Here is a 14,659-nt window from a genome sequence, read left to right as displayed (position 1 = left end):
ATGAAAGCAATAGGACTTATGCAATATGGAGATAAAAGTGTACTACAAGAGATTGAAATGCAGAAACCGCTATTGGGAGACAACGATATACTGATTGAAGTATATGCAGCTGGTGTAAATCCTGTGGATTGGAAAATACGTGAGGGTTTACTTCAAGACGTAATTTCTTATGACTTCCCGCTCGTTTTAGGATGGGATGTTGCAGGTGTAGTTGCTGCTATAGGAAAAAACGTAACAGCATTTAAAGTGGGGGATGAAGTATATAGTCGTCCAGATATTGAACGAAATGGTACTTATGCAGAGTACGTGGCTGTAGATGAGAAGTATGTAGCGAAAAAACCGAGAAATCTATCTTTTGAGGAAGCAGCATCAATCCCTCTAGTAGGTTTGACAAGTTGGCAAAGTTTAGTGCAATTCGCTAATGTTCAAAAGGGTAATAAGGTTTTAATTCATGCTGGATCTGGCGGGATTGGTACGTTTGCTATTCAGCTAGCAAAAAGCTTCGGTGCACATGTTGCAACTACGACTAGTACGAAAAACATACAGTTTGTAAAGGATTTAGGCGCTGATACTGTCATTGATTACAAAACAGAAGATTTTTCTTTGCTTTTGCATAATTACAATATTGTATTTGATGTGTTAGGCGAGGATGTACTAAAGGATAGTTATAAAGTACTTGCACCAAATGGAAAGTTAGCGTCTATCTATGGTCCGAAAGGTATGGAAATTCCGCAAACTGAAATAGCAAGAGAGAAAAATATTCAGAGTGACCATATATTTACTGAACCTAACGGATATGAACTTTCTCTTATTACAGAATTAATTGAGGGCGGGAAGATTAAACCTGTTGTAACACATGTGTTGCCTTTACATGTAGAAGGCGTAAAAAAAGCACACCACATAAGTGAGTCAGAACGTGCTCTTGGCAAAATTGTATTGAAGAAACATTAGTAAAGTATGAGGTTTTAGAGACAATATTTTGCTAAGTAGCGAATGAGCTTATATATTCTATTCTAGCAATTGTTTTAAAAGGGAGAGAACAAATGGATTCAATGACATTTCTTTTATTCGGAGCGACAGGGGATTTAGCGAAACGCAAAATTTACCCTGCTTTATATAAACTATTTAGTAATCAAAATATACCACAATCTATTTCGATTATCGGTATTGGCAGAAGGGCAATGTCAGATGTGGAATTTCAAACAAAGGTGGAACAATCCCTTGCTACATTTTCTAGAATATCTTCTGATGACGAATCAGGAGTAGAAGAATTTATTAGCACATTTCGTTATTGTCAATTAGATACAGCGAATATAGTGGGCTATCAAGATTTACTGAGCCTTGTAAAAAAGCGTGAAACAGAATTAAATATTTCTGAAAACCGTATGTTTTATCTATCTGTTGTACCAGAAGTATTTGATGTGATTGCTTTAAATATTAAAGAGAGTGGATTGTGGACTACAAAAGGATTAAACCGTCTTATTATAGAGAAGCCTTTTGATTATAATGTAACGTCTGCTCGCGAGTTTAACCGAAAATTAATTGAAGATTTTGATGAAACTGATATTTATTATATCAATCATTATCTTTGAAAATGAATGGTAACTAGGAATACACTTAGAAAAGTATTACAAAATAAATAGTATTTAATTCAAGACATTTTTATTGACGATAATAATTTATGTGGTTAATATACTAGACATAGGATTACTTAATTACTAAAAGTAATTAGATATAAAATATTTCGTTAAGTTCTATAAATAAGTAAGTTGCAGTAGAAATGCTTTGAATTGCCACTATTAATATTGGGGACAATGAGAGAGCGAAAGGTATAAAAAGAATTGGAATTAGATAACTCTTTGTTTTTTATAAAAACAGGAAGTATAAGAGTATGAGCTTCTGTACAATTCATTTTTAGTATATTGAAGAGGATTATACAACAAGAGGGGGACTGAACTTGGAATCAATGACCTTTGTTTTATTTGGAGCGACAGGGGACTTAGCGAAACGGAAAATTTACCCCGCGCTATATAACTTATATAGAGATCAAAAGCTTCCAAAGAAAATATCTGTTATCGGGCTTGGAAGACGTCAAGTATCTCATGAAGATTTTCAAGAAAGAATAAAAGAATCAATAGAGACGTTTTCTCGTCAGAGGGAAGAAGGTACTCCGGAACTGGAAGGTTTTTTAGATAATTTTCGCTATTGTCCATTAGATGTGAGTAAGCCGGAAGACTATGAGAGATTATTACAAGTCGTTCGTGAAAGGGAAGAAGAACTACATATAAAAGGTAATAGAATGTTCTATCTTTCAGTTGCTCCTGAATTTTTCGAGACGATTGCTTTAAATATTAAGGAAAGCGGACTTGATAAAACGGATGGATGGAAACGCCTGATGATTGAGAAACCGTTTGGGCACGACCTTACATCTGCTCGTGAGCTGAATGATAAGCTTAGTCGCACGTTTGAAGAAGACGAGATATACCGTATCGATCATTATTTAGGTAAACCGATGATTCAAAACCTTGAAGCGCTAGAATTTGCAAATCCTGTTCTCCAGTCGATTTGGAATAAAGAACATATAGCGAATGTACAAATTACAGCTAGTGAAACGGTTGGGGTTGAAGAAAGAGCTGGATATTATGATCACGCAGGAGCCATTCGAGATATGGTTCAAAATCATATGTTACAAATATTAATGATGACTGCTATGAATCTGCCGGAAAAGGTTAATGCGTGTGAAATTCGAGAGGAAAAACGAAAGGTAATGGAGACGCTTCGTAAAGTGAAAAAAGAAGACGTTCAAAACCATATCGTTCGCGGTCAATACGCTTCAGGAGAGATAAAAGGTGGGCAAGTTGTAGCATATAAAGAGGAACCAGGAGTAAATCCTTCTTCTAACATAGACACATTTGTTGCTGCTCGCTTGTGGATCGATAATCCGTTTTGGACTGGCGTTCCATTTTATATACGAACAGGAAAACGAATGAAAGAAAAGTCTACTCGTATTGTAATCGAATTTAAAAATACGTTAAAACAGCAATATCAAGATAATAATCCAAATGCAGAACCTAACTTATTAATAATTGAAATTAGCCCAGGTGAGAATGTTTCATTACAGTTAAATAGTAAAAATCCATTGAAAAATGGAGAAATTGAACCGATGCGTATTAACTTTACTTGTGAGCAAGCGGATGTGGGAGTACCTGAAGCGTATGAAAGACTCATTCATGATGCTGTGAGTGGAGACGCTACATTCTTTGCACATTGGAGAGAAGTTGAATTGTCATGGGAATGGGTACAACCAATTCTTGAAGCGTTCGAGGAAAACTTATTACCGCTTCATGAATATGAGTCTGGTTCATATGGTCCAGAAGCGTCTAATGAACTGTTGCAAGAAAGTGGATTTAAATGGTGGTTAGATCAAGAGACGGAAAAATAAGTACTTTCTTTCATGAAAGCATTTAGGGGGACGATTACTATGACACAAAACATAAATCAATTAGCAGTGAATACACTTCGTACGTTATCGATTGATGCTATTAATGCGGCAAACTCAGGTCATCCAGGTCTTCCGATGGGAGCAGCACCAATGGCTTATGCATTATGGGCGAATCATTTAAATTACAATCCTAATCACCCAGAATGGTTTAACCGTGATCGTTTCGTTTTATCGGCGGGACATGGATCTAGTCTGTTATATAGCCTGCTTCATTTAGCTGGATATGATGTTTCAATTGATGACTTGAAAAACTTCAGAAAGTTAAATAGTAAAACACCAGGACATCCTGAGTTTGGTCATACTTCTGGAGTCGAAGCGACGACAGGCCCGTTAGGACAAGGGATTGCCAATGCTGTCGGAATGGCAATGGCAGAAGCGCATTTAGCAGCGAAGTTCAATAAGGATGGTCACTCTATTATAGATCACAATACGTACGCTTTAGTCGGAGATGGTGACTTAATGGAGGGTGTCGCTTATGAAGCGATGTCAATGGCAGGACATATGAAACTTGGCAAGTTAATTGTACTGTATGATTCAAATGAAATTTCACTTGATGGTGAATTAGGCATTGCTTTCTCTGAAGATATTCAGAAAAGGGCAGAATCTGTACATTGGCAATATGTAAGAGTTGAAGATGGAAACGATGTCGATGCTATTACAAAAGCTATTCAATCAGCGAAAGAAAATACGGATCAACCTACTCTTATAGAAATTAGAACTATTATAGGTTATGGAAGTCCAAAAGTTGCTGGAACGAACAAAGCACATGGTAATCCGCTTGGAGTAGAAGAGGCAACAGCGACAAAACAAGTGTATGGTTGGGATTATGAGGAAGATTTCTTTGTACCTGAAGAAGTAAAAGCTCATTTTAATGAACTGAAACAAAAAGGTATTGAAAAAGAAAATGACTGGAATGAGCAGTTCAACTCATACAGAGAGTCGAACCCTGCACTAGCAGATGAATTAGAAAAAGCGATTACAGGTGATGTTTTAATTGAAGCGAAAGACATTCTATCCTTTGATATTGAAAAAACGATTTCCACTCGTGTTGCAAGTGGGGAAGCTATTAATCATTATGTGAAATCGATTCCTTCTATTTTCGGTGGAAGTGCAGATCTTTCTCATTCCACTATGACAGATATAAAAGGTGAAGCTGTGTACGCGGTAGAATCGTATGCTGGACGAAATATATACTTCGGTGTACGTGAACATGCAATGGGCGCGGCAGCGAATGGACTGGCTCTCCATGGAGGAGTAAAACCTTTCGTAAGTACATTCTTTGTATTTAATGATTACCTTCGTCCATCGATTCGACTGGCTGCACTGCAAAATTTACCTGTTACTTACGTATTTACACATGATTCGATTGCTGTAGGAGAAGATGGTCCAACGCATGAACCAATTGAACAATTGGCAGCGCTTCGAGCAATTCCTGGTCTAACAGTTATCCGTCCGTCAGATGCAAATGAAACAGCAAGTGCTTGGGCGTATGCTTTACAGCAAACGGATGGTCCAGTCGTTTTAGTACTGAGCCGTCAAAATTTACCGGTGTTTAATGAAACGAAAGCGAACATAGAGAATCTCTCTAAAGGAGCTTACGTATTAACACAAACGAATGAAAATCCGGATGTAATTTTAATTGCGACAGGTTCTGAAGTATCCTTAGCTGCTAGTGCGAAAGCAAAATTAGAAGAAGATCAAGTTTCTGTTCGCATCGTTGCAATGCCGAGCTGGGAGTTATTCGATCGCCAATCGAACGAATATAAAGAATCCGTTCTTCCGTCTTCTATAACGAAACGAGTATCTCTTGAAATGGGTGTATCTCTAGGTTGGGAACGTTATGTAGGACAAGAAGGAAAAGTACTATCAATTGAAACATTTGGAGCTTCAGGAACTGGAGCTGAAGTCATGAATCTATTTGGATTTACGACAGAAAATGTTGTTCAAATTACAAAAAATGTGTTGAATTCTTAAGCTATGACTGTGAATACCTTTCTGTACATACTAACATTTCAGTGCTGAAAGGTATTCCAGATTGTAGTGATATGGATTTTTAATAAAAGATGATTTGAGGAGGAATTATATTATGCAAGTAGGATTAATTGGGTTAGGTAAAATGGGATTAAATTTAGGGAAAAATTTAATGGATCATAAACATGAAGTAGTAGCATTTGATTTAAATACGAGCGCAGTAGAAGAAATGAAAGAGTACGGGGCAACGGGTACATCTAGTTTAAGTGAACTTGTTCAGTCATTACAATCACCAAGAATTCTTTGGGTAATGGTACCACACGCTGTTGTTGATTCTGTTATTGATGAGGTTACACCACTTTTATCAAAAGGAGATATTTTAATTGAAGCTGGTAATTCACATTATAAAGAGTCTATCCGCCGATATGAGCAATTAAAGAAAGATGGCATTCACTTTATGGATGCAGGAACTTCTGGCGGAATGGAAGGCGCTCGTAATGGTGCTTGTTACATGATCGGAGGAGATCAAGAAGCTTGGGACATCGTTGAACCTATCTTCCGCGATACTGCTGTAGAAAATGGATTCTTATATGCTGGAAAAGCTGGTAGTGGTCACTTCTTAAAAATGGTTCATAACGGAATTGAATACGGTATGATGGCTGCTATTGGTGAAGGATTTGAGATTCTAGAGAAAAGTGAATTTGACTACGATTATGAAAAAGTATCAAGAGTATGGAACAACGGTTCAGTAATTCGTTCTTGGTTAATGGAATTAACAGAAAATGCATTTTCTAAAGATGCAAAACTGGATGAAATTAAGGGTGTTATGCATTCTTCTGGTGAAGGAAAATGGACAGTAGAAACAGCATTAGACCTTCAAACAGCAACTCCTGTTATCGCAATGTCTCTATTAATGCGCTACCGCTCATTAGACAATGATACATTTACAGGAAAAGTTGTAGCAGCTCTGCGCAATGAATTTGGCGGACATGCAGTAGAAAAGAAATAAAGTGAAACTTTAATAAGTAGGGGCTTTATTCCATACCAATCGGGCTTTTACGGGATAAGCATATTAAACATGTAAATCATCAACGTTTAAAAACTGGAGGGAATTGATCATGAAATTTTTTATTGATACTGCAAATCTTGAGGACATAAAAAAAGCATATAAACTTGGAGTTTTAGCTGGTGTTACAACGAATCCTTCTTTAGTAGCAAAAGAGGGCGTTAAGTTTGAAGACCGTATCGCAGAAATTTGTCAGGCAGTACCTAAAGTTGAGTCTGTTTCGGCAGAAGTAACGCCAGATGCTGTTACAGCTGAAGAAATGATTGCTCAAGCAGAAGAATTAATTAAAATTAACGGTGGCGATAAAAACGTCACGATAAAACTTCCAATGACGCTAGCAGGATTAGAAGCTTGTCGCTATCTTACTGAAAAAGGTGTGAAAACGAACGTTACACTTATTTTCACTGTGAACCAAGCACTTTTAGCTGCTCGAGCAGGTGCAACGTATGTTTCTCCATTTTTAGGACGCTTAGATGATATTTCTGAAGATGGTGTACTATTAGTTGCTAAAATTGCTGAATTATTCGATGTTCATCAATTAGATACACAAATTATTGCGGCTTCTGTCAGACATCCAGATCATGTAACTCGTGTAGCGATGGCAGGTGCTCACATTGCAACAATCCCTTATAAAGTAATCGAGCAACTTGCTATGCACCCATTAACAGACCAAGGTATTGAGAAATTTGCGGCGGATTGGGCGAAAGCTCCTAAATTATAATGCATGAAAGTGAAGGTGCTTTCCGAAAATTGCTTTTCATGAGAGGACAAATCCTAAGTAACTTCATCGTTTAAACTGGATCCTGATTTTGTAGTCTTACTACGTGAAAAAAGCAGAGATGAAAGTGTCATTCACTTTTAAAAAAGGAAAAATTGATCGCGCGAAGCGTTTATCACAATAACATTATAATTATGAAAGAGAAATCCCCTTATTAGAGAGATGAGTTATAGTGTATCTCTAATAAGGGAGATTCTTTTTATATAAATCATTATGATGTGAAGATGCTTTTAAACGTATAGCAATATGTAAAGGTATCTTTTACTCAAGTAAGAACTATATAGGTTCTTTTAATTATATAGTAATTATGAAAGGGTTTACATAAAGGGGGATTGAGTATGAATATGTACCTTTTAATTATTACATTATTATCAATTGTAATTGTTATTTTAGGGGTATCGTGGTGGAGATGGCATGCGTTTATTAGTTTAACGGTTGCAAGTTTGTTTTTAGCAATTATGTCTGGAATGCCAATGGATAAAATAGTGAGTGCTTATGAAACGGGAGTCGGAAGTGTTCTCGGGCATTTAGTAGGTATTTTAGTATTAGGTACAATTTTAGGGAAAATGATGGCAGAGTCAGGTGCTGGAATGCAAGTGGCAGAGTTCTTTATTAAATCCTTTGGGATAAAAAACTTACCATGGGCTATGTTAATTGCAGGTTTTATTATTGGAATTCCGGTGTTTTTTGAAGTAGGTATTTTAATATTACTGCCGTTAGTAATTTCAATTCATAAAACAACGAAACAAAATATTTTATTGATAGCATTACCAGCAATTGCTGGGCTATCTGTCGTACACGGCCTTGTTCCTCCGCATCCAGGGGCAATTGTAGCAATTGGTATTTATAAAGCGAATCTTGGGAAGGTACTATTGTATTCACTCATTATTACATTTTTTGCAGCGATTATTGCAGGTCCTATATTTGCGAAATGGATTCACAAACGTGTAATTCCTGAAAATGAGCCAGAATTGATTCGTGTAAATACAAAATCAACGAAATTACCAGGAATAGGAGTTTCATTTTTAGTTATTTTGTTACCTGTTATGTTAATGGTTTTAGCTGCAGCAGCTCCTTATGTGCCTCTTTCTACTACTTTGATGAAGACTGTCACATTAATCGGTAGTCCTATCATTGCACTATTGATTGCATGTTTTGCAGCGTTTTATTTTCTTGGATTTCGCCAAGGTATCGATAAAAAGGCTATTAAGAAGGTAACAGAAGATAGCTTATTACCAATCGGTTCAATTGTTGCGATTATTGGTGCTGGCGGGGGATTTAAGCAAATTCTTATCGATAGTGGCGTAGGGAATGCTATTGCTCAAATGTCTGAGCATTTAGCTCTATCCCCAATTGTATTAGCATTTATAGTAGCAGGATTAATTCGAATTGCGACAGGGTCAGCGACAGTCGCTTTAACAACAGCAGCGGGTATCGTTTCGCCAATCGTTGAAAATACAACAGGTGTGAACTTAGAGTTACTCGTTATTGCAACAGGTGCAGGAGCATTAATGTTTTCACACGTAAACGATGCTGGTTTTTGGATGGTAAAAGAATACCTAGGGTTAACAGTGAAAGAAACATTTAAAACATGGACGGTATTAGAAACGTTACTTTCATTTATCGCTTTTGGAGGAGTTTTACTACTCGATATGTTTGTTTAAGATAAAGATGTTTCTATTTAGATAATTGTGGCATACAACGTTATCAATAGATAAAAGGAATGTATTTTTATGGTGGGATACTGTAACAATTTTTTGTTAGGAGGAAGAAATGTTGAGCTCAAAATATATGATTGGTGTAGACATTGGGACAACTAGTACAAAATCAGTTCTATTTTCTACTGATGGATCTGTTATTGCTAGTCATGGAATTGAATATCCTTTATATTCTCCTACGCCTGAAACAGCGGAACAAGACCCAGAAGAAATTTTTCGTGCAGTAATAAATACGATTAAAGAAACTGTGCGATTAAGTAGTGTACAGCCAAGTGATATTCTTTGTGTCTCTTTTAGTTCGGCAATGCATAGTCTCATTGCTGTAGATGAAAAGGGAGAGCCGTTAACGAGATGTATTACTTGGGCAGATAATAGAAGTGCAAGCTGGGCGGAGAAAATAAAGAATGATATGAATGGTCATGAAATTTACCTTCGTACTGGGACACCAATTCATCCGATGTCACCACTTTCGAAATTAGTTTGGCTACAGAATGAGCAGGCAGAGTTATTCGCAAAAAGTTATAAATTCATTTCTATTAAAGAATATGTTTTTTACAAGTTATATAAAGAGTATGTAATTGATTATTCCATAGCGTCAGCAACAGGGATGTTTAATTTAAAATCTTTAAAATGGGATGAAGAGGCTTTACATGTTGCGGGAATTACAGATGAAAAGCTTTCAAAGCTTGTTCCAACAACGCACAGTTTAACAGGATTAGATGAAGAGCTTGCCAAAGAGATGAATGTACTTGTTTCTACGCCTTTTGTAGTAGGAGCGAGTGATGGAGTACTATCTAATTTAGGTGTAAATGCAATAGATCCTGGCGTTGTGGCTGTTACAATTGGTACAAGCGGTGCGATTCGTGCTGTAACAAATCGTCCTGTAACAGATCCAAAAGGGAGAATCTTTTGTTATGCGTTAACTGAAGACCATTGGGTAATCGGTGGACCAGTGAATAACGGCGGTATGATTTTCAGATGGGCTCGTGACCAATTGGGTACTTCAGAGATTGAACTTGCGAAGCGTTTAGGGAAAGATCCATATGAAGTACTTACTGAAATAGCAGCAAAAGTGAATCCTGGATCTGACGGTTTATTGTTTCACCCGTATTTAGCAGGGGAAAGAGCTCCTTTATGGAATGCAAATGCACGAGGATCTTTCTTTGGACTCGGATTGCATCATAAGAAAGAACATCTTATCCGTGCTGTTTTAGAAGGAGTAATTTATAATTTATATACGGTTCTTCTCGCTTTAAAAGAGTTAATTGGCGAACCGAAAAAAATTCAAGCGACAGGCGGCTTTGCAAGGTCGGAACTTTGGAGACAGATGATGGCGGACATCTTCCATCAAGACGTATATGTTCCGGAAAGTTTCGAAAGCTCTTGCTTAGGAGCTGCAATCCTAGGTTTATATAGTTTAGGTGAAATAGATACATTATCTGTAGTTTCTGAAATGGTAGGTGCAGATTTCCATCATGAGCCAAACATGGAAAGTGTGGAAAAATATAAAGATTTAACGCCAATCTATATCCGTCTGTCCCGTCAATTGGAAGAAGAATATGAAAGTATAGCAGCGTATCAAAAAAAGTGGGTTTAAAAGCTATTTACCAAGAAAATATGGTAACGTATAAAGAGGTACTCCGATTTTTTAGGATACTCTTTCAACATAAAATATTTTAAGAAGCATGATGAACGAAAAATATAGGGAGAGAGGGTTATGAAAATGAAGGATAACAAAGAGTTTATTGGATATGTTGGAACTTACACGAAAGAAAATAGCGAAGGAATATATAAGTTTACTTTAGACACAGAAGCAAAAAAAATTAGTAATGTAACACTTGCCGCTAAGCTGGATAACCCTACATATGTAACGATTAACCGAAAGAATGAATATCTCTATTCTGTTGTTAAGGAAGGCGAATCTGGCGGTGTAGCTGCGTATTCCATTGATAGTCATACTGGAGAACTAATAGCGAAAAATAGACAAGTAGTAGAAGGTGCTTCTCCTTGTCATATTAGTGTTGATAGTGGAAATCATACAGTAGTTACAGCGAATTACCATAAAGGAACGATTGAGTCTTTTGAAATAAATGAAGAAAATGGAACTGTAAATCCTGCTTCATCTATTATGGCACATGAAGGTTCAGGTCCGAATAAAGAAAGACAAGAAAAACCACATGCACATTACGCGGGGTACACTCCTGATGAAAAATATGTAGTGGGCGTTGATTTAGGGATAGATAAAATAATTACGTATGAAGTAAAAGATAGTACATTAACAGAAGTGAATCGTTTATCTGTAAATCCAGGAAGTGGTCCAAGACATATTACTTTTCATCCGAATGGAAAGTATGCGTATGTGATGACGGAGCTTAGTTCAGAGGTTATTGTGTTAACATATAATCCTGCAGAAGGATCCTTTACAGAATTACAGTATATTTCTACTGTTCCAGAAGAGTTTGATGAAAATAGTCAAGGCAGTGCTATCCATATTTCTTCTGACGGCCGCTTTGTATATGCAGGTAATCGTGGTCATAATAGTATTGCTGTTTTCAGTGTGGATCAAAACTCAGGCCAGCTTACATTTGTGGAACATACATCTACAGAAGGAAATTGGCCGAGGGACTTTGTATTAGATCCTACTGAAAAGTTTCTTGTTGCTACAAATGAAAAGTCACATAATCTTGTGCTATTTTCAAGAGATGAATCTACAGGAAAGTTAACACTTTTACAATCTGATGTTGCTGTGCCAGAGCCTGTTTGTGTGAAGTTTTTAAATGTTTAAGTTGTGTCCGATATAATTTCATATACTCAGAAAACAATAAAAAGCAAAGCGATATCGCTTTGCTTTTTATTGTTTCTTTTTCGGTCTACGTACTAACTCACCGCCGCAATTTGGACAAACGTTTTGCCTTTCTTCTGTACATGGTGCGCAAAATGTACATTCGTATACGCAAATGTAAGCTTCAGAATCTTGCTCGAGTGATTGATCGCAAATTTGACAGTTTGTTTTCATTTCTAGTGCCATAATAAGTCTCTTTTTAGTTTGAAAATTTATAATTTAATTATAATTCATTAAATAGAAATAGTCCTTTTCAATTGAAAGGAAATCGAATGATAAAGTTATGAATTGAAATGAAAGATGCTAGTTTATTTTAAAATTGATTATTTATTACAGTTGGAATATTATGAAATAGTCAAAAGACAACAGGGGGTATAGATTTTGACTAATCATAACGATCACTTAAAAGCAAACTGCGAAACATGCTTCGGTCTATGTTGCGTTGCATTACCGTTTGCAGCATCGGTAGATTTTGCAGTGAATAAAGATGGTGGTAAACCATGTTCCAACTTACAATCAGATTTTAAATGTAGTATACATAAAAATCTTAGAGGAAAAGGTTATAAAGGTTGTACAGTATTTGAATGTTTCGGTGCTGGGCAGAAGATTTCTCAGGGTACGTTTAAAGGGATTGATTGGAGGAAAGATGCAAAGCATGCAAGAAAAATGTACGATGCTTTTCCGGTTATGCATCAACTTCATGAAATGCTTTGGTATTTGAATGAAGCGATTCTTTTAAAGGCAACACAGCCAATTCATAAAGAGCTGGAGACCGCAATTGAGGAGACAGAGCGACTTTCGAATTTAAATCCAGATGAGTTAATGAAAATAAATGTTCCAATGCATAGGGCAGAGGTGAACATTCTTCTTTTAGAAACGAGCGAATTAGTATGGAAGGAAATGAATACTGCGCGTAAGAAACGAATCATTCACCGCGGAGCAGACCTTATGGGAGCGAATCTGAAAAAGAAAAATTTACAAGGTGCAAATTTAAGAGGATCTTACTTAATTGCGGCTAACTTAAATGGTGCAGATTTAAGAGGAGCAGATCTCATCGGAGCAGATTTGCGAGATGCAGATATTCGCGGGGCTGATTTTACTAATAGTATTTTTCTGACGCAAGTTCAAGTTAATGCTGCTAGAGGGGACAAACATACGAAATTACCGAAATTATTGTCTCGTCCATCGCATTGGAGTGCGTAAAGAGTGAGGAGTATTTAGTGTGGATATATTTCAGTATTTAGAAGAGATGCAAGAGGATGTCTTTTCGTTAGAAGTAGAGCAAATAGAAGCGAAGTATTATGATATTTGTTGCATGTTGGCATCTACAGAATATGCAGAACGAATTAAAGTAATTGATGTAGAGTCATATAAGGTAAGTATTCGAGTAGGTTTGGATGCAGCTGTAGAAATGGCTACTAATGAAGAAGCAAAAGCGATTTATTTTGAGTATGACCTTGATAACGAGTGGACTAGTCAGTTTTATATTTGTGAGGAGTATGCTCCACTTGAAGAAGAGGATGATGATTGGGCTTCTGAATGGACATATGATGTTGAGGGACCGGAGTCTGTAGAATTAGCGGATATGTATAATGAAAATGGCTTTGACACAAGTGAAAAAGCAATCGGTATCACTTTATATTTAATTGCTAAAACGCTGTGTAGTTTTATAAGTGTACGTAGTGAAGTGCAAAATAATATACCGATTTGTATTGGTTTTCACGACCAAGATCCAATAATGCGAACAGGCAGAGACTAAGAATCTCTGCCTGCTTTTTATTTCTTTTCAAAAGTAGTAATTAAAACGCTACATATAATAAGAATACCACCAATAAAAAAGTTACTATTTAATGTTTCATTTAAGAGCAACCAACCAAGTAACGATCCAACGATAGGTTGGAAGAAGAAAAATAAGGAACCTATGCTTGCATCCAGTAATTCTAATCCTTTATTCCAAAGGAAAAAGGCACCTGCTGTTGAGACGATTCCTAAGTATAATACGCCTAATATTACGTACGTATTTACTGTTCCGATAGAGGCCGCTTGTAGCTCCCATATCATAAAAGGTGTAATAAAAAAGAGTGAAAAGAAAATTGCGTACGTTGTAATAACTAAGGATGAAAATTGGATTGAAGCGATTTTTACATAAATAGATAGTAAAGCCCACGTAATAGCGGCTCCAACTAAAATGATTGTTCCGATAAAATAGGAGCCAATTTCAATATCCCATCCGATTACGATAATGACACCGATTGTCGCTATTATAGTAGATAAAAGTCTACGAGCAGTTAGTTTTTCTTTCAAAATGAGCGCTGCAAATATAACCATAAATGCAGGTGTAGCTGATGTAACTAACGAGCCTGTATGAGCGTCGGATAATTTTGTTCCGATAAATTGGCATGTGATCGAAATGAAATAGCCGATAAATCCAATCCAAGCGAATAGGAGCCAATCTTTTTTGCGAATGGTTACTTTTTTCTTTTGCTTTTTCTCAGCTAGTTTCAAAATGCCATATAAAACAACAAAAGCGATAATAAAGCGTAGCCAAACGAGTGTTAGTGGTGGGATAAAATCGAGTACGTATTTGCTAACAACATACATACCGCCCCATATACTTGCTGCTAGTGATAAGTATATAGCTCCTAAAATTGTTTGTTTCATTTGAAATACCTCCGTCTATTTTTAGGGTAATATGAGTTCCCTAAGACGAGGCATAGTGTATGTGCTAAATGAATGCCCGTCTTAGTTTATAGACGGCCTACAGGTTGATCGTTTTCGAATG

13 protein-coding genes are annotated in these 14,659 nt (G+C 36.6%); 11 read left to right on the top strand and 2 right to left on the bottom strand.

Annotated elements, in window-relative coordinates:
* The 9 genes from H6481_RS23610 (at window position 1) to H6481_RS23570 (ending at window position 11,820) form a co-directional block, all read left to right on the top strand.
* Window positions 1-951 (top strand): NADP-dependent oxidoreductase, encoded by a 951-nt coding sequence (locus H6481_RS23610; protein WP_098840509.1) that lies wholly within the window; start codon window positions 1-3, stop codon window positions 949-951.
* A gap of 92 nt (window positions 952-1,043) precedes the next feature.
* Entirely contained in the window at window positions 1,044-1,592 is a 549-nt protein-coding gene (locus H6481_RS23605) for a glucose-6-phosphate 1-dehydrogenase (RefSeq protein WP_000377932.1), read from the top strand.
* A gap of 365 nt (window positions 1,593-1,957) precedes the next feature.
* Complete coding sequence (gene zwf / locus H6481_RS23600; RefSeq protein WP_182813338.1) at window positions 1,958-3,442, top strand: glucose-6-phosphate dehydrogenase; 1,485 nt, start codon at window positions 1,958-1,960, stop codon at window positions 3,440-3,442.
* Window positions 3,443-3,481: 39 nt separating this feature from the next.
* Window positions 3,482-5,476 (top strand): transketolase, encoded by a 1,995-nt coding sequence (gene tkt / locus H6481_RS23595; protein ID WP_182813336.1) that lies wholly within the window; start codon window positions 3,482-3,484, stop codon window positions 5,474-5,476.
* Between the two features lie 112 nt (window positions 5,477-5,588).
* Window positions 5,589-6,482, top strand: a complete 894-nt coding sequence (gene gnd, locus H6481_RS23590) for a phosphogluconate dehydrogenase (NAD(+)-dependent, decarboxylating) (RefSeq protein WP_001195925.1) — start codon at window positions 5,589-5,591, stop codon at window positions 6,480-6,482.
* Between the two features lie 109 nt (window positions 6,483-6,591).
* The gene (fsa, locus tag H6481_RS23585) at window positions 6,592-7,260 is read left to right on the top strand and encodes a fructose-6-phosphate aldolase (protein WP_000667692.1); all 669 of its coding nucleotides are present in this window, start codon (window positions 6,592-6,594) and stop codon (window positions 7,258-7,260) included.
* Between the two features lie 395 nt (window positions 7,261-7,655).
* Window positions 7,656-8,981, top strand: coding sequence for a gluconate permease GntP (gntP, locus tag H6481_RS23580; RefSeq protein WP_001057601.1), 1,326 nt, complete (start codon window positions 7,656-7,658; stop codon window positions 8,979-8,981).
* A gap of 109 nt (window positions 8,982-9,090) precedes the next feature.
* On the top strand, window positions 9,091-10,632 hold the full coding sequence (gntK, locus tag H6481_RS23575) for a gluconokinase (RefSeq protein ID WP_182813334.1): 1,542 nt from the start codon (window positions 9,091-9,093) through the stop codon (window positions 10,630-10,632).
* Between the two features lie 120 nt (window positions 10,633-10,752).
* A complete protein-coding gene (locus H6481_RS23570; RefSeq protein WP_182813332.1) occupies window positions 10,753-11,820 on the top strand; it encodes a lactonase family protein in 1,068 nt (355 codons plus the stop codon).
* A 66-nt stretch (window positions 11,821-11,886) separates the two neighbouring features.
* Here the strand turns inward: H6481_RS23570 and H6481_RS23565 are convergent, their stop codons facing one another.
* Window positions 11,887-12,063 carry a DUF1272 domain-containing protein gene (locus H6481_RS23565; RefSeq protein ID WP_001162791.1) on the bottom strand — a complete coding sequence of 59 codons (177 nt, stop codon included), beginning with the start codon at window positions 12,061-12,063 and terminating at the stop codon, window positions 11,887-11,889.
* Between the two features lie 195 nt (window positions 12,064-12,258).
* On the opposite strand from H6481_RS23565, the gene H6481_RS23560 reads away from it, so the two are divergent.
* Both H6481_RS23560 and H6481_RS23555 read left to right on the top strand, forming a co-directional pair.
* A complete protein-coding gene (locus tag H6481_RS23560) occupies window positions 12,259-13,080 on the top strand; it encodes a pentapeptide repeat-containing protein (protein WP_182813330.1) in 822 nt (273 codons plus the stop codon).
* 19 nt (window positions 13,081-13,099) lie between these two features.
* On the top strand, window positions 13,100-13,636 hold the full coding sequence (locus H6481_RS23555) for a hypothetical protein (RefSeq protein ID WP_182813328.1): 537 nt from the start codon (window positions 13,100-13,102) through the stop codon (window positions 13,634-13,636).
* Window positions 13,637-13,653: 17 nt separating this feature from the next.
* Here the strand turns inward: H6481_RS23555 and H6481_RS23550 are convergent, their stop codons facing one another.
* On the bottom strand, window positions 13,654-14,538 hold the full coding sequence (locus H6481_RS23550) for a DMT family transporter (RefSeq protein ID WP_000814762.1): 885 nt from the start codon (window positions 14,536-14,538) through the stop codon (window positions 13,654-13,656).
* Window positions 14,539-14,659: the final 121 nt, after the last annotated feature.

Source organism: Bacillus sp. ME78 (genome assembly GCF_903970865.1).
GTDB lineage: Bacteria > Bacillota > Bacilli > Bacillales > Bacillaceae_G > Bacillus_A > Bacillus_A cereus.
This window is presented reverse-complemented; position numbering and strand designations above follow the sequence as displayed.

Excerpts from the sequence above, each read along its gene's own strand:
- H6481_RS23610 (WP_098840509.1), top strand. The coding sequence starts at position 1 with ATGAAAGCAATAGGACTTATGCAATATGGAGATAAAAGTGTACTACAA.
- H6481_RS23605 (WP_000377932.1), top strand. The coding sequence starts at position 1,044 with ATGGATTCAATGACATTTCTTTTATTCGGAGCGACAGGGGATTTAGCG.
- tkt (WP_182813336.1), top strand. The coding sequence starts at position 3,482 with ATGACACAAAACATAAATCAATTAGCAGTGAATACACTTCGTACGTTA.
- gnd (WP_001195925.1), top strand. The coding sequence starts at position 5,589 with ATGCAAGTAGGATTAATTGGGTTAGGTAAAATGGGATTAAATTTAGGG.
- fsa (WP_000667692.1), top strand. The coding sequence starts at position 6,592 with ATGAAATTTTTTATTGATACTGCAAATCTTGAGGACATAAAAAAAGCA.
- gntP (WP_001057601.1), top strand. The coding sequence starts at position 7,656 with ATGAATATGTACCTTTTAATTATTACATTATTATCAATTGTAATTGTT.
- gntK (WP_182813334.1), top strand. The coding sequence starts at position 9,091 with ATGTTGAGCTCAAAATATATGATTGGTGTAGACATTGGGACAACTAGT.
- H6481_RS23570 (WP_182813332.1), top strand. The coding sequence starts at position 10,753 with ATGAAAATGAAGGATAACAAAGAGTTTATTGGATATGTTGGAACTTAC.
- H6481_RS23565 (WP_001162791.1), bottom strand. The coding sequence starts at position 12,063 with ATGGCACTAGAAATGAAAACAAACTGTCAAATTTGCGATCAATCACTC.
- H6481_RS23550 (WP_000814762.1), bottom strand. The coding sequence starts at position 14,538 with ATGAAACAAACAATTTTAGGAGCTATATACTTATCACTAGCAGCAAGT.